This window comes from Burkholderia pyrrocinia (genome assembly GCF_018417535.1).
Lineage (GTDB): Bacteria > Pseudomonadota > Gammaproteobacteria > Burkholderiales > Burkholderiaceae > Burkholderia > Burkholderia pyrrocinia_E.
The window spans coordinates 352,883-367,203 of sequence record NZ_CP070979.1; the positions used below are offsets into that span (position 1 = coordinate 352,883).

The window sequence follows — 14,321 nt, forward strand, 5'->3', positions numbered from 1 at the left end:
GACCCGAATGCGAACGCGTGATCGGCGAACAGCGTCGGTGTCGACGCGAAATGTTCGACGAACACGAGCGCGCCCCGGCGAACCGTTGCCGCAGGGATCCCCGCCCCTGAACTACCGCATTCGCAGTATTTTCGCCCCCTGACCCGGCAGGTAAGATAAGACGAAGCGTGCCGGTGTGCCGACCGGTTCGTCAACGATGCGTTCGGCCGGGGAAAGGTATCCGGCATCGTTCCGCGGGAGCCGGGCGTTCGACAACTCGCCAGGTGCCGAACGCCCCGCCGATGACGAGAGTCAGGGATGGCCGTGCCTGTTGCGCGCGACGCAGCCGCAGCATACGGGGTAGTTCGATGGCATCGGAAGCGAAGAAGAACGAGCCTGCAATCGACATGCAATCCACTTTCGCGCGACTTTCGATGGACGACCTGCCTGCATCGCCGCGCAAGGATTGTTCGATGACCCATGCGTTCAAGGCGGTCGACGCGCGCGTCCCGTCGGACGATCGCTACCGGCGCCGCGCCGTCTTCTCCTGTCCGCGGGCCGAGTTCGTGTGTAGCCAGCACGCTGCTGTCGGGGCTGCAACCACGCGGAGCCGTTTGCGCATGGGTCCGCTGACCGATGCGCGGCTCGCCGTCGCCCGGCACTATATCGAGAACAACCTGCACCGGCACGACCTGACGCCCGTCGAGATCGCCAGGGCACTCAACTGCTCGCGCGCGCAGCTCTACCGTCTGTTCGGCGAACACTCGATGAGTGTCGGGGAAACCATCAAGGAAGCGCGGCTCGCGCGAAGCCTGCGATATCTTCAAGCGGGCAATCCGTAGCTCGGCATCGGGGAGATCGCGGACATGTGCGGCTTCTCCGACCAGTGGGCATTCGGCACGCAGTTCAGGCAACGCTTCGCGTTCACACCGAGCGAGGCGCGTCACGCATCGGCCGGCGATGCAGTGGCGGCATAGCGCAAACGACGCGAAACAGGGAGCCTGCGCACTCCCCACCCGCAGCCGCTTATCCGCGCGCCTGGCGAAGCGCGCGGCCCATCTCCGCGATCGGCATCGACGCAATCGAGTTCAGCAGGCGCATTTCCCCGGCATCAGGGCGGGCGATCTCGCGCACTTCATCGAGCGTCTGAACGACGTTGCGATCGAGCGGTTCGAGAAAGCGCCGAAGTTCGTTTTCGGCCGCCTTGTCCTTGAGCCCGAGCGCGTTGCCGAACGCGATCAGCGCGCCCAAGTCGATGTCGGAGAATCGCGTCGCGGTGCCGAGCGGCATCGTCAGTTCGCAGTGCGGCCAGTGATCGCCGCGATGGTCGGGCCGGTGCGTGGGCGTGTGATAGACGACCGTGCTGACGATGTCGTAGAACGGCGCAAGCCGGTAGCCGCGCGCGTCGACGAAGAACGACAGGTTTTTCAGGTGCGCGTCGCCATTGCCGACCACCACGTTGAAGATCGTCCAGCGGAACACCGACAGGCGCGCGAGTGCGCGCGTGCTGGTCTGCCCGATCGCGCGGCCGAGCGCCTCCGCGTTCGCGCGCTGGTACTTGAAGCCGCGATCGTAGTTCAGCAACTGCATCGCATCGATCGTGTGCAGGCGTCCGGCCGGCTCCGACGCGGTGTCGCGGTCGAAGCGGTCGATCACGTAGCATGCGGACGGCGCGCGAAGAAAATGCACATCCGGAACGTCGAGGCCCATCCGCTTCGCGAGCTTCATGCAGAAGAATTCGTTGATCGCCGAATGCGGGTAGCCGGCGGCGCGCATGTCCGGCTTCAGCAGATGCATCGACGGCTCGCTGCCGACCGGTTCGAACAGCGCGTAGTTCGGCGCGTCGCCGCGCAGGATCAGCAGCAGCTTCTGCTGCGCGCCGGCGGCCGACATGCGCTTGGGCGCGGTGGCCGTCAGCGCGCGCTCGGGCATCGCCTGGATGCGGCGCTCGAGTTCGTCGAGCCCAAGCGGCTGCATGCTGCCGGCCGCCTCCTGCTCGCCTTCGGCCAGCAGCGTGAGCGCACCGGCCGATTCGCGCCCGAAGTACGCGAGCAGGCCCCACGCGTCGGCGGCATCGACCTTCGCCTCGCGCGCGAGCGACGTGCGCATGCCTTCTTCGGGCAGCAGGTTGTCGAAGAACCACTGGACCGGGCGATCGGTGGAGCTGTCGGTGAAGGTGTCGGCGCGCAGCGCGAATGCGGGCGACAGCGGGTACGCGCGTGGTGAGGCGAGCCACGCCGCGTCGTACGTGAACGACCAGACGCCTTTGTCGTCGGTCAGCCTGCCCATGCGCAGCCCGTTCGCGGACGCGATCAGCGTTCTAGCGGCCATGGCTGCTCCTGCGGCGTTGAGCGGCCTTGAGCGCGTTTTCCGCCGAAATCTCGATCGACGTCTGCGCGAGCAGGCTCACGCCCAGTTCGCCGAGCAGCAGCAGCACCTTGCCGATTTGCGCGGTCGGCTTCCCGGCTTCCACCTGGCTGATGAATTTCGGCGAGAGCCCCGTGGCGTTCGCGAGTTCGTCCCGCGTGAACCCCTGCTGGAGCCGCGCTGCGCGAATGAGGTTGGCAAGTGCGCCGATCGTGTTGACGGACCGGGTCTCCGGCATGACGTTCTCCGTGCTTCGTATCTGAGCGGGAACAGTATTGCACAATTCGTGGGTTGGGGCACTAGTTCGTATCCGTTCGGAAACGGAAATGCCCCGCAGGTGGTTGGGCAATCGTTTCGTTCCCGATCGGGAACCGGGCGGAATGGGACCGTGGGCAACGGCATTTCCGTATCCGGGCGGATACGTGATCGGTGCACGGGACGAAGCCGGCCGGCCGCGCGTCAACGCCGCTGTGCCGCGGGCGGCGGCGCGCGTCGACATCGTTAGAATGACCGCGGTACATCCGTCCATTCCGTGATCCGTCGCCCGCCCGACATGAACCCATGACCGTACAAGAACTCGAAAAACTGATGCGAAGCCTGTTCGACGACGACAGTCTCGAAATCTTCGTCGACACCGGCTACAGCCTCTCTTTCGTCGTGCCCGGCAAGGTCAGGGACGTCAAGGCCGCGCTGCTGGCCCGCACGGATCCGGCCGGATGGGACGGCGAAGCGGTGCACTGGTTCTACCGGTGCGACGACGAGGATTGGGCGCTGTATCTGCGCTCGATCCCGCATGCGGTGTTGTGCATCGCGATCGTGCAGTCGTTGCATTCGCTCCACATTCAGCAGCATCTGGACGCATCGGCGGTCACGCCGGAGCAGCAGGCGATCTACGACGCCGACGAAGCGCAGCGCCGGCAGGAGGCCGACGCGCGGCAGCGGCGCGACACGCGGACCGAGCCGCTTGCGCCGCTCGGCGGGCCGTTCCATAGCGATGGCGAACGCGTATGGGCCCGCATCGGCAGCGGGCATCGGTATCGTGCGCTCAACAATTTCGATCTCGCCAGCTTTCGGCATCTGGTCGACAACTTTGCCGTCGATGCGTCGGGGCTGCGCTACTACGCGACCGGCGCCGCATTGAGCTACGACTACGAAGGCGAAGGGCTGATCGCCGATGGCGACGCCGCGACGCTGGAAGCCCTCGGCGGCGACTGGTATCGCGATGCGCGGCAGGCCTACTATTTCGGCCCCGATATCTACGACCGCGGCGAATGGCACCTGACCGTGGTCAAGGCCGACGTCGCCAGCCTGACGCATATCGGCGGCGCGTATGCGCGGGATGCGAAGCACCTGTTCTGCGCCGGCGTGCGCAAGCGCGGCATCGACGATCCGGCCGGCGTGGTCAGCCTCGGTTACCGGTATGCGCGGCTCGGCGCGCAGATTCTTCACGACGGCAAGATCGTGACCAAGCCGGGGCGCATCGACGTCGAGACCGCGCGTGCGGTCTTCCACGACGTGCTGGTCGACGGTGACGGCCACGTGCTGTGGGGGCAGAACTACCGCAAGCCGTTGCCGGGGATCGACGCGAAAAGCCTGCGTTTCCTGACGCGCTTTTTTGCGGTCGACGACCATCGCGTCTACTACCGGACCAACACGAACCTGGCTGTTTGCGAAGGCGTCGACCGCGCGAGCGTGGAGGTCGTGTCGTCGATGAGCATTCGCGATCGGGACGGCTTGATCGACATCCGGTATCCGGAAGGCGTCGTGCGCGTACCCGCCCCGTCGACGGCTTCGTGATGGTCACGATCGGCCGGTTTCGCGCGCGACGCAACCGCCCGTTGCCGCGCGTATGCCCGAGCAGCGATCTTTATGACCGCAGCAGATAAACGTATCCGAATCGCTTCGTTGACGCAGTCCGGCACGCACTCGTAGATTCGCGTTTTGACCGAATCAGGGGCCGTGCCGTGACGACTACCGCCATCCGCGACGCTGCATCGCTTTCCGCCGGGCAGCCGCCCGCATCGCGGCCGGGCAGTGCGGTGCAACGCTTCGACATCGTTCCGTTCGACGCACCGCTCGGCGCGGAAGTCGTCGGCATCGACCTGTCGAAACCGCTGGACGCCAGCGACTTCGCGCGCATCCATCGCGCGCATCTCGACCATCACGTGCTGGTGTTTCGCGACCAGCGCATCACGCCGGACGAGCACATCGCATTCAGCCGCCGCTTCGGCCCGCTGCAGATCCACGTGCTGCACCAGTTCGCACTCGCCGGGCATCCGGAGGTGCTGATCGTGTCGAACATCGTCGAGGACGGCAAGCCGATCGGGCTCGGCGACGCGGGCCATTTCTGGCACTCGGACCTGTCGTACAAGGAGAAGCCGAGCCTCGGTTCGCTGCTGCACGCGCAGGAATTGCCGGCGGAGGGCGGCGACACGCTGTTCGCGAACATGCATCTCGCGTGGGACACGCTGCCGGCGCACCTGCGCCGCGCGGTCGACGGGCGGCGCGCCGAGCATACGTATCTCGCGCGCTATGCGGAGCTGCAGGCGCGCAGCCCGTGGCGGCCCAACCTGTCGCCCGAGCAGATCGCGCAGGTCGATGCGGTCGTCCAGCCGGTCGTGCGCACGCATCCGGAGACGGGCCGCAAGGCGCTGTTCGTCAGCGAGCATTTCACGACACGCATCGTCGGCTTGCCCGACGACGAAAGCCGCGCACTGCTCGACGAACTGTTCGCGCACAGCGTGCGCGCCGAACACCTGTACCGGCACGTGTGGCGCGAACACGATCTCGTGTTCTGGGACAACCGTTCGCTGATGCATCTCGCCGCCGGCACGCCCGACCATCTGCGCCGCAAGCTGTACCGCACGACGATCGAGGGCGACGCGCCTTTCTGAGCCGCGTGCCGCGTCATTCTTCCACCCCGTCCTGACCGGAGTTCCGATGTCGTTTTCGTTTTTGCCGGCGCGCCGCGCGCTGGCGGCCACGCTCACCGCCGCGCTCGCGTTCGCGGGCGCGCTCGCACCGCATGCCGCGCACGCGGAAGGCCGCATCCGCATCGCCGAGCAGTTCGGCGTCGTCTACCTGATGCTGAACGTCGCGCGCGACCAGCAACTGATCGAAAAGGAAGGGCGCAAGGCCGGCATCGACATCAAGGTCGACTGGGTGCGGCTGTCGGGCGGCGCGGCCGTGAACGACGCGCTGCTGTCCGGCGCGGTCGATATCGCGGGCGCGGGCGTCGGGCCGCTGCTGACCGTCTGGGACCGCACGCGCGGCCGGCAGAACGTGAAGGGTGTCGCGTCGCTCGGCAATTTCCCGTACTACCTCGTCAGCAGCAATCCGAACGTGAAGACGATCGCCGACCTCGGCGCGAAGGACCGCATCGCGGTGCCGGCGGTCGGCGTGTCGGTGCAGTCGCGCGTGCTGCAGTACGCGGCCGCGAAGCAGTGGGGCGACAAGCAGTTCGACAAGCTCGACGCGCTCACGCAGGCGATTCCGCACCCCGATGCGACGGCCGCGATCCTGGCGAACAGCAGCGTGATCACCGGCCACTTCGGCAATCCGCCGTTCCAGGAGCAGGAACTCGCCGGCAACCCGAACGCGCATATCGTGCTGAATTCGTACGACGTGCTCGGCGGCCCGAGCTCGGCGACCGTGCTGTACGCAACCGAGAAATTCCGCAACGACAACCCGAAGACCTATCGCGCGTTCGTCGCCGCACTGGCCGACGCCGCGCGGCAGATTGCGGCCGACCCCGAGCGCGCGGCCGATACCTATATCCGCGTGAACGCATCGAAGATCGATCGTGCGCTGCTGTTGAAGATCCTCCGCAATCCGCAGGTGCAGTTCAAGACCGCGCCGCAGAACACGCTTCCGCTCGCGCAGTTCATGCACCGCACCGGCGCGATCCGCAACGAGCCGACGTCGTGGCGCGACTACTTCTTCGACGACCCGGCGACCGCCGGCGGCAGTTGAGCAGCGCTGCCGCTTCGACGCCGCGATCGACGCTTATGCGTCGGCGCGGTTTCGATATGCGCAATCGTTGGTTGGTCCGCGCGAGGCCCGGCCGTATGTTGACGCTTTACCCGCAAGAGATTCGATCGTGAACGCCACCTCCCCCCGAACCTGGCTGCCGCCGTTTGCGGCGCGCGGCGATGCGACGCCCGCCGCCCAGGCCGCGCCCGACGCGCGCGCCGCGATCCGGCCCGCGCAGGCCGGCGCGCACAGCGAACGCCTGCTCGCCATCGACCGCGTGAATCTCGAATACCGGAGCGGCGCGCGGATCGTTCGCGCGACGCATCAGGTGAGCTTCGACGTGTACGGCAGCGACCGCTTCGTGCTGCTCGGCCCGTCGGGTTGCGGGAAGTCGACGCTGCTGAAGGCGATTGCCGGCTTCATCGAGCCCGTGTCGGGTTCGATCGCGCTCGACGGCCAGCCCGTGCGCGGGCCGGGGCCCGACCGCATCGTGGTGTTCCAGGAATTCGACCAGTTGCCGCCGTGGCAGACGGTCGTCGAGAACGTCGCGTTTCCATTGCGAGCCGCTGCGAAGCTGTCGCGTGCCGATGCACGCGAACGCGCGCTGCACTATCTCGACAAGGTCGGGCTTGGCGCGTTCGCGGACGCGTATCCGCACACGCTGTCGGGCGGCATGAAGCAGCGCGTCGCGATCGCGCGTGCACTCGCGATGCAGCCGCGCGTGCTGCTGATGGACGAACCGTTCGCCGCGCTCGACGCGCTCACGCGCCGCAAGATGCAGGAGGAACTGCTGCGGCTGTGGGACGAGTTTCGCTTCACGCTGCTGTTCGTCACGCATTCGATCGAGGAAGCGCTCGTCGTCGGCAACCGGATCCTGCTGCTGTCGCCGCATCCGGGCCGCGTGCGCGCGGAACTCAACAGTCACGAGCATTCGCTCGACAGCGTCGACACCGGCGACTTCCGCGACAACGTCGCGCGGATCCATCGCCTGCTGTTCGATACCGATGTCACGAACGCGCCGACGACGGAGGAAGCCGCATCATGAGCACGATCGATCCGGCCCTGCCGCCGCTGCCGCCCGTGCGTGCCGAATACGAACGCGCGCTCGACACGCTGCCCGACGCCGAACGCGCGGCGCCGGTCCCGCTGTTGCGCCGCATCGTCGGCGCCGGCTGGTTTCGTCGCGGCGTCATCGCGCTCGTGCTGATCGCCGCGTGGGAGATCGTCGCGCGCATCGTCGCGAACGACCTGCTCGTGCCGACCTTCGGCGCGACGCTGGCCGCGTTCGTGCAGGGTATCGAATCGGGCGAACTGCTCGTGAAGACGGGCATCTCGATGTCGGTGCTGCTGCGCGGCTACGCGCTGGGCGTGTTCTTCGCGTTCGTGCTGACGTCGCTCGCGGTATCGACGCGCATCGGCCGCGACCTGCTGACGATGCTCACGTCGATGTTCAATCCGCTGCCGTCGATCGCGTTGCTGCCGATTGCGCTGCTGTGGTTCGGGCTCGGCACCGGCAGCCTGCTGTTCGTGCTCGTGCACGCGGTGTTGTGGCCGCTCGCGCTCAGCATGTACACGGGTTTCGCCGGCGTGCCGGCCACGCTGAAGATGGCCGGACGCAACTACGGCCTCACGGGCCTGCGCCAGATCGCGCTGATCCTCGTGCCGGCCGCGCTGCCGTCGATCCTGGCGGGCCTGCGTGTCGGCTGGGCGTTTGCGTGGCGCACGCTGATCGCGGCCGAACTCGTGTTCGGCGCGAGCGCGGGGCAGGGCGGGCTCGGCTGGTACATCTTCCAGAACCGCAACGAGTTGTATACCGACCGCGTGTTCGCGGGCCTCGCGGCCGTCATCGTGATCGGCCTGCTCGTCGAGAACCTCGTATTCGACTCACTCGAACGCGCGACCGTGCGGCGCTGGGGTATCCCGCACTGACGCGATGGCGCGCGGCCATTCCCGGCGCTCGCATAACAAAAGCTGAAATCGGTTTTTCGCGCGCGGCGGGTGCGTCCCTATACTTTGCGGTGCCGTACGTGCGCCGTGTCGCGAATGCCGCGATCGCGCCACGCAGCGACGCTCCCGATCTTCTCGTATAAGGAACCGCCGAATGACCGCCCGTGATGCCGTCGATCCGCGCGACGCGTTGCGCGACGCGCTCGCCGCGCTGCCCGATCTCGCGAACGCGATCGGGCAGGATGCCGCGCAACGCGAGGCGCGTCGCGAGCTGCCGTTCGAGGGCTTCGCGATCTTCCGGCGTTCGGCGCTGGGTGTGCTGCGGATTCCGGTCGCGTGCGGCGGCCTGGGCGGCACGCTGGTCGATCTGTTCGACACGATCGCGACGCTGGCCGCCGCCGATTCGAATCTCGCGCACGCGCTGCGCATCCACTACGACATGACCGAGACGCTGCGGCTGTCGCCGCGCACGCCGTTCAACGACGTGCAGCTCGAACGCGCGCTGGCCGGCGCGATCTTCGGCGGCGCGTCGACCGAGCGCGGCACGTCGCGGCCGGGCGAAAACACGACCGTGTTGCGCCGGGATGGCGATCATCATCGCGTGACGGGCCGCAAATACTATTCGACGGGCACCGCGTTTGCCGATTTCGCGCGCATCAACGTGGAGAACGAGCAGGGCGATGCGCTCGCCGTGATCATTCCGGTCGCACGCGACGGCATGCAGGTGCTCGACGACTGGGACGGGATGGGACAGCGCATGACCGCAAGCGGAAGCCTGCTGCTCGACGACGTGCAGGTGTTCGCGGACGAAGTGGCCGCGCGCGACGGCTCGTCGCTCGTCGGCCGCCATTGCGGCGCGCTGCGGCAGCTGCATCTCGTCGCGACGGGGGCGGGCATCGTGCGCAACGTGGTCGCCGATGCGCGCCGCTACGTGCTCGCGCATAGCCGCCCCGCGCTGCACAGCCCGGCACCGACCGCGCGCGACGATCATTTCATCCAGCAGATCGTCGGCGAACTGTCCGCACACAGTCACGCGATCGACGCGCTCGTGCGCGAAAACGCGCGGGCGCTCGACCGCTCCGCCGACGCGATCGAGACCGGCGACGCCGATGCGCACGCGCTCGTGCTCGACAGCGCGCTCGCGACCGCGCGCACGCAGTTGATCGTCAGCAAGCTCGCGCTGCATGCGGCCGAGCGGCTGTTCGAAGTCGGCGGCGCGTCGGCGACGGCGCGCGAACACAACCTCGACCGGCACTGGCGCAACCTGCGCACGATCTTCAGTCACAACCCGTTGCTGCACAAGACGCGCGTGATCGGCGACTACGAGTTGAACGGCGTGACGACGCACCTGACCGAAGGGCGTGTGTTCTGACTACGGTAGCCAACGACTGCAACGTGACGGCACCGCCGTTGCCCGAGCTGCGCCGCCGCGGGCTGTTTCGCAGCGACTATGCGGGCCGCACGCTGCGCGATCATCTCGGGTTGCAGCGGCCGGTGCGTCGCGCCGCCGCGGCGCATGAGGCATCGGCCGCCTGACGTCAGCGCCGCAAGCCGGCGTCGCGCAGCAGCGGCAGTACGCGCTCGCCGAAGAAGTCGAGGTCGGGCTTGAAATCGTAGAAGCTCAACTGGATGCCGTCGATACCCGCGCGGTGCAGTCGCACGATGGTGTCGGCGACTTCGTCTGGCGAGCCCGTGATCGAGATATTGCCGCCGATCGCGCGCGCTGCGGCCTGCGAACGCTGCTCGAAGCCGCCGCGCCACGCATGGGCGTCGCTGTCGAAGCGGTGGAAGCTGCCTTCGTCCGCGTGTGCGACGATCGCGTCGCGGTAGGCACGCGCTTCTGCGCTGGTCTCACGGCAGATCACGAGCGGATTGAGCAGCGTTCGGATCGTCCGGCCGCGTGCCGCGGCGGCCGCCTTCACGCGTGCGGTATGTGCGGGCAGTGCGTCGAGCGCGAGGTCGACGTCGGGGCCGGCCGGGCTCGTGACGAACACGATGTCCGAATAGCGCGCCGCGAAATCGATGCCCGCGTCGGAGCCGGTCGCATTGATCAGCAGCGGGCGGCCGTAGTGCGGCTTCGGCGTCACGAATGCGCCGCCCAGGCGCCAGCTCGACAGCGCGGGCGCGTAGCTGAAGTTATCCGGTTGCGCCCACAACTGCTGGACCGCATCGAGGAATTCGGCGGCCATCTCGTAGCGCCGGTCGTGTTCGATCCGGTTCCAGCCGAACATCTCGTGCTCGATCGCGCGGTGGCCGGTGACGACGTTGATGCCCCAGCGCCCGCGCGAGATGTGATCGAGCGTCGCGGTGAATTTCGCGAAATGCAGCGGATGCCATGGCCCGTAGAGCACATGGCTCGTCGCGACGAGGATGATTCGCTCGGTGCGCGCGGTCAACGCGGCCAGCGTCATGAACGAGTCGAGCGCCTGGCCGTCGAACACACCGCCGTAGCCGCCCTTCGGCAGCCACTGCGACAGCGCGAACACGAGATCGAAACCGAGCGCTTCGGCGCGCGCGACCAGGTCGGCGTTGTAGTCGAACGTCCAGTCGGTCGAGCGCGGCAGTGTCGACGCGCTCCATCCGCCGGCCTGGATCGGCAGGAACAGCCCGAGCATCAGCGGCTGCGCGAGCGCGCGCGACACGGGGCTGTCGGGGAAATCCGCCGGCGAGCGGACGTCGACGAACGGCGACGGCGCGACCGGGGCGGCGAGGGAAGTGGCGCTCATGACGGGTTCCTTGCGGTGTGTGCGTGAGCCGAACAAAAACGTCGAGCACGCGCTGCGGTAGTTCGCGCGGGAACGATTGCGGATTCTCCGGCGAGCGGATCGCGTCGCGTCATAGCCTGCCCGGCCTCGGATCGGGCACGAAACCGTCGCGGTTCGGCATCTTCACGCGCGGCAGCGTGTGCGCGTCGAGCCGCGCGTCATCGGGCACGATGCCGTTCAGGTGCAGGACGTAGGCCGTGACCGCATAGACATCGTCCGCGCTCAGCGATTGCGGCGCGTTGTAAGGCATCGCACGGCGGATGTAGTCGAACAGCGTCGTCGCGTAGGGCCAATAGCTGCCGACCGTCTTTTTCGGCTTCGCACCCGCGAGCGAGCCGATGCCGCCGACCAGCGGATCGCCGACGCCGCCTTCGCCGCCGGCGCCGTGGCACATCGCGCATTTGTCCGCGAACACATGACTGCCGCGCGCGACCGTGCCCGCACCGGGCGGCAGGCCGCTGCCGTCGGGTGCGACGTCGATATCCCATGCGGCGAGCGCCGCGCGGTCGACCGGCTGCCCGAGGCCGAAGCCAGCGCCGAATGCGCTCGACACGACCGCGGACGTGGCGAGCAGGCAGGCGAGCGGCTTACGCATTGCGCACCTCGCCGTCCGCGCCCACACGCCAGTTCTGGATGCCGTTGTAGTGGTACTGTGAATTGAGCCCGCGCGCGGCGACGAGCGCGGCGCGGGTCGGCTGCACGTAGCCCGTGTCGTCGGTCGCGCGGCTTTGCAGGTCGGCCGGCTCGCCATTCCAGATCCAGTCGGCCTCGAAGCGCGTCAAAGCACGATCGCGCACGTCGCCCGCGAGCCGCGCGGGCCGCCAGGTGCGGCCGCCGTCGGTCGATACGTCGACCGCGCGAATCCGGCCGCGGCCCGACCATGCGTAGCCGCCGATCGGGTGATAACCGTGCGCGGCGAGACGGTGGCCGGCCGACGGCCGCGTGATGACTGATTTCGCGTCCATCTCGAATACGAACTGGCGCGCACAGCCGTCGGGCAGCAGGTTCGTGTATTTCGACGTTTCCTCGCGCGTCATCTCCGGCGCGCGAACCAGTTTCAGCCGCCGCAGCCACTTGATGTTCGTGTTGCCCTCGAAACCCGGCACGATCAGCCGCACCGGGTAGCCGTTCTCGGGACGCAGCCGTTCGCCGTTCTGCGCATAGACGACGAGCGCGCGCTCGAGGATCCGGTCGAGCGGCAGGCTGCGCGTCATCGCCGCGCCATCGGCGCCTTCGGCGAGCAGCCAGCGCGCGGACGGGTCGATGCCGGTTTCGTCGAGCAGCGTCGACAGCCTGACGCCGGTCCATTCGCAGCACGACAGCAGCCCGTGCGTGAACTGGATGGGCAGCCCGCTCGGGCCGTTCCATTCGCTGCCGGTGTTGCCCGAGCATTCGAGGAAGTGGATTCGCGATTCGGACGGGAAGTGCAGCAGGTCGTCGATCGTGAACACGCGCGGCTCGCGCACGAGGCCGTGCACGACGACGCGATGGCGCTCCGCGTCGATGTCGGGCACCCCGGCGTGATGACGCTCGTACACGAGGCCGTTCGGCGTGAGGTCGCCGAACAGGTCGGCGAGCGGCGTCATCGACGAGCCGGAGCCGGGCAGCGCAGGCGTGCGGGCGCCGCGGCGGATGACGTCGCGTTCGTGCGGGCCCGGCACGCCGTACGGCGGCGACAGCAGCGGCGCGCCCGGCGCGCGCGTCCACGGCGGTACATCGAGCGGCGAGAGCGGCTGGCTCGCGAGCGCGCCGCCGGCAGGCAGCAGCGCGGCAGCCCATCCGCCGGCGAGCTGGCGCAGCGCCGCGCGCCGGCCGGTGCGCGGCGGGCGGGAAGGGAAACGGGAGTCGGTCATGGTCGAACGCGTATCGCGTGCGGCGGCCGCACGCGGGGAAACGGACATTCTCGGCAACCGCGCGCGACGCGGCAAACAACGATTCCCGCTTTGCTTATCGTGCTTATCGCGCCGCGTCCGTTGCGCGTGCCGTCAGAACTTCACGCGCAGCCCGCTGACGAGCGCGACCTGACGGTTCGTCGACGACGCGCTGCCGATGTTCGAGATCGCCGCGATCTTGCGATAGCCGCCCGATGTCGCCGTGCTCGGATCGCCGGCCGCGAGCTGGTAGATGCCGGACAGGTAGATATCGGTGCGCTTCGACAACGCGTAGTCGAACCCGAGCGTGAACTGGTGCCAGCGCGGCTTCAGCGTCTGGCCGCCGGTGCCCGGCAGGCCGCTCGCGCGCCCGTCGGTGAACGTATAGACGCCGATCAGCGTGGCCGCCGGCGTGATCTGGTAACGCGCGTTCGCGTCGTAGTTGTTGAACTTGCGCGACGAGCCGTCGACATAGTCGAGCTGCGTGTGGCTCCATGCGAAGCCGAGCGTCGCGCGGCCGAGCGCGTAGTTCGCGCCCACGGCGCCGATCTGCTGCTTGAGCACGCCGCCGTTCAGCCCGTAGAAGAACGCGCCGCTGTAGTCGTTGCCGGTGGTCGAGGTCGCGCCGCCCACCGCGCCGCTCGTGTTCGACGTCGCATTCGGATGATTGAGCCGTACGTAACCGCCGCCGACCGACAGCGGGCCGTTCACGTAGTTCGCCGACACGCCCCATGCGTTGTTGTTCGAGAAGCCGGTGCCCGCGCCGCCGTTCGCCTGGTTGCTGAACGCATAGAGCAGGTCGGCCGTGAAGCCGGCGATCGTGTCGCTGCGGAACTTCACCGCGTTGTTCAGCCGGAAGCTCTGGTTCAGGTTGTCGTTGTCGCCGACGTGCGTGGCCGGCGACCAGAAGCCGGACCCCGAGTATTGCGCGACGAGATCGGTGATCGGCTCGTACTGGCGGCCGAACGTCAGCGTCCCGAGGCCCTTCTTGGCCAGGCCCACGTACGCGGAGCGGCCGAACAGGCGGCCGCCCTGGCCGAGCCCGCCATCGCTTGGCCGGAACCCGCTCTCGAGCGTGAAGACCGCCTGCAGGCCGCCGCCGAGATCCTCCGCGCCTTTCAGGCCCCAGCGGCTGCCGCTCAGCTTGCCGCTCGTCTGCTGGATGTTGCTCCCGCCGCCCTGATTGTTCGTATAGGCGATACCGGCATCGACGACGCCGTACAACGTGACCGAACTCTGCGCTTGCGCGCTGACCGAACCGATCGAAACCAAACCCAGGACTACCGATTTTTTGATCATGACCATCCTCTGTTTTTATGAGTACGTCTGCGAGGATCACGATGCTATTGACGACCGGTGCCGCGATGAACGGTCGATCCGTGGTTTGTAAATCGCTGCGCGGCCGATTTGTAATGTGCAT

The 14,321-nt window shown here is 67.9% G+C and carries 13 protein-coding genes and 1 pseudogene; 8 read left to right on the forward strand and 6 right to left on the reverse strand.

All coding sequences use genetic code 11. The features are described 5' to 3' along the window. Positions 1 to 347 precede the first annotated feature (347 nt). Positions 348 to 821: an AraC family transcriptional regulator gene (locus tag JYG32_RS34665; RefSeq protein ID WP_213268113.1), complete on the forward strand. Its 474-nt coding sequence runs from the start codon at positions 348 to 350 to the stop codon at positions 819 to 821. A 184-nt stretch (positions 822 to 1,005) separates the two neighbouring features. Here JYG32_RS34665 and JYG32_RS34670 read toward each other — a convergent pair whose 3' ends face one another. Together JYG32_RS34670 and JYG32_RS34675 are read right to left on the reverse strand one after the other, a co-directional pair. Next, a complete protein-coding gene (locus tag JYG32_RS34670; RefSeq protein ID WP_213268114.1) occupies positions 1,006 to 2,310 on the reverse strand; it encodes a HipA domain-containing protein in 1,305 nt (434 codons plus the stop codon). Next, positions 2,300 to 2,584, reverse strand: a complete 285-nt coding sequence (locus tag JYG32_RS34675) for a helix-turn-helix domain-containing protein (protein ID WP_213268115.1) — start codon at positions 2,582 to 2,584, stop codon at positions 2,300 to 2,302. The genes JYG32_RS34670 and JYG32_RS34675 overlap by 11 nt, the downstream gene beginning before the upstream one ends. Before the next feature lie 323 nt (positions 2,585 to 2,907). Between JYG32_RS34675 and JYG32_RS34680 the strand changes: the two genes are divergently transcribed. The 7 genes and pseudogenes from JYG32_RS34680 to JYG32_RS34710 form a co-directional block, all read left to right on the forward strand. Continuing rightward, positions 2,908 to 4,143: a DKNYY domain-containing protein gene (locus JYG32_RS34680; protein WP_213268116.1), complete on the forward strand. Its 1,236-nt coding sequence runs from the start codon at positions 2,908 to 2,910 to the stop codon at positions 4,141 to 4,143. A gap of 167 nt (positions 4,144 to 4,310) precedes the next feature. After that, complete coding sequence (locus JYG32_RS34685) at positions 4,311 to 5,240, forward strand: TauD/TfdA dioxygenase family protein (RefSeq protein ID WP_213268117.1); 930 nt, start codon at positions 4,311 to 4,313, stop codon at positions 5,238 to 5,240. Between the two features lie 46 nt (positions 5,241 to 5,286). Continuing rightward, positions 5,287 to 6,318 carry an ABC transporter substrate-binding protein gene (locus JYG32_RS34690; RefSeq protein WP_213268118.1) on the forward strand — a complete coding sequence of 344 codons (1,032 nt, stop codon included), beginning with the start codon at positions 5,287 to 5,289 and terminating at the stop codon, positions 6,316 to 6,318. 67 nt (positions 6,319 to 6,385) lie between these two features. Then, positions 6,386 to 7,363: an ABC transporter ATP-binding protein gene (locus tag JYG32_RS34695; RefSeq protein ID WP_174382290.1), complete on the forward strand. Its 978-nt coding sequence runs from the start codon at positions 6,386 to 6,388 to the stop codon at positions 7,361 to 7,363. Further along, positions 7,360 to 8,247, forward strand: coding sequence for an ABC transporter permease (locus JYG32_RS34700; protein ID WP_213268119.1), 888 nt, complete (start codon positions 7,360 to 7,362; stop codon positions 8,245 to 8,247). Before JYG32_RS34695 ends, JYG32_RS34700 begins: the two co-directional genes overlap by 4 nt. A 172-nt stretch (positions 8,248 to 8,419) precedes the next feature. Then, positions 8,420 to 9,637 (forward strand): acyl-CoA dehydrogenase family protein, encoded by a 1,218-nt coding sequence (locus JYG32_RS34705; protein ID WP_213268120.1) that lies wholly within the window; start codon positions 8,420 to 8,422, stop codon positions 9,635 to 9,637. 38 nt (positions 9,638 to 9,675) lie between these two features. Beyond that, a pseudogene (locus JYG32_RS34710) lies at positions 9,676 to 9,801 on the forward strand (xenobiotic (desulfurization)monooxygenase subunit A, NtaA/SnaA/SoxA/DszA family protein); the annotation flags it as partial. Positions 9,802 to 9,803: 2 nt separating this feature from the next. Here the strand turns inward: JYG32_RS34710 and JYG32_RS34715 are convergent. The 4 genes from JYG32_RS34715 to JYG32_RS34730 all read right to left on the reverse strand — a co-directional run bounded on the left by JYG32_RS34715 (position 9,804) and on the right by JYG32_RS34730 (position 14,200). Next, complete coding sequence (locus tag JYG32_RS34715) at positions 9,804 to 10,991, reverse strand: LLM class flavin-dependent oxidoreductase (RefSeq protein WP_174382293.1); 1,188 nt, start codon at positions 10,989 to 10,991, stop codon at positions 9,804 to 9,806. A gap of 109 nt (positions 10,992 to 11,100) precedes the next feature. Then, the gene (locus JYG32_RS34720; RefSeq protein ID WP_213268121.1) at positions 11,101 to 11,625 is read right to left on the reverse strand and encodes a c-type cytochrome; all 525 of its coding nucleotides are present in this window, start codon (positions 11,623 to 11,625) and stop codon (positions 11,101 to 11,103) included. Next, the gene (gene soxC, locus JYG32_RS34725; protein WP_213268122.1) at positions 11,618 to 12,883 is read right to left on the reverse strand and encodes a sulfite dehydrogenase; all 1,266 of its coding nucleotides are present in this window, start codon (positions 12,881 to 12,883) and stop codon (positions 11,618 to 11,620) included. Before soxC ends, JYG32_RS34720 begins: the two co-directional genes overlap by 8 nt. A gap of 132 nt (positions 12,884 to 13,015) precedes the next feature. After that, positions 13,016 to 14,200 (reverse strand): porin, encoded by a 1,185-nt coding sequence (locus JYG32_RS34730; protein WP_213268123.1) that lies wholly within the window; start codon positions 14,198 to 14,200, stop codon positions 13,016 to 13,018. Positions 14,201 to 14,321: the final 121 nt, after the last annotated feature.

Coding starts and splice junctions, on each gene's coding strand:
- JYG32_RS34665 (WP_213268113.1), top strand. CDS start 348: ATGGCATCGGAAGCGAAGAAGAACGAGCCTGCAATCGACATGCAATCC.
- JYG32_RS34670 (WP_213268114.1), bottom strand. CDS start 2,310: ATGGCCGCTAGAACGCTGATCGCGTCCGCGAACGGGCTGCGCATGGGC.
- JYG32_RS34675 (WP_213268115.1), bottom strand. CDS start 2,584: ATGCCGGAGACCCGGTCCGTCAACACGATCGGCGCACTTGCCAACCTC.
- JYG32_RS34680 (WP_213268116.1), top strand. CDS start 2,908: ATGACCGTACAAGAACTCGAAAAACTGATGCGAAGCCTGTTCGACGAC.
- JYG32_RS34690 (WP_213268118.1), top strand. CDS start 5,287: ATGTCGTTTTCGTTTTTGCCGGCGCGCCGCGCGCTGGCGGCCACGCTC.
- JYG32_RS34700 (WP_213268119.1), top strand. CDS start 7,360: ATGAGCACGATCGATCCGGCCCTGCCGCCGCTGCCGCCCGTGCGTGCC.
- JYG32_RS34705 (WP_213268120.1), top strand. CDS start 8,420: ATGACCGCCCGTGATGCCGTCGATCCGCGCGACGCGTTGCGCGACGCG.
- JYG32_RS34715 (WP_174382293.1), bottom strand. CDS start 10,991: ATGAGCGCCACTTCCCTCGCCGCCCCGGTCGCGCCGTCGCCGTTCGTC.
- JYG32_RS34720 (WP_213268121.1), bottom strand. CDS start 11,625: ATGCGTAAGCCGCTCGCCTGCCTGCTCGCCACGTCCGCGGTCGTGTCG.
- soxC (WP_213268122.1), bottom strand. CDS start 12,883: ATGACCGACTCCCGTTTCCCTTCCCGCCCGCCGCGCACCGGCCGGCGC.
- JYG32_RS34730 (WP_213268123.1), bottom strand. CDS start 14,200: ATGATCAAAAAATCGGTAGTCCTGGGTTTGGTTTCGATCGGTTCGGTC.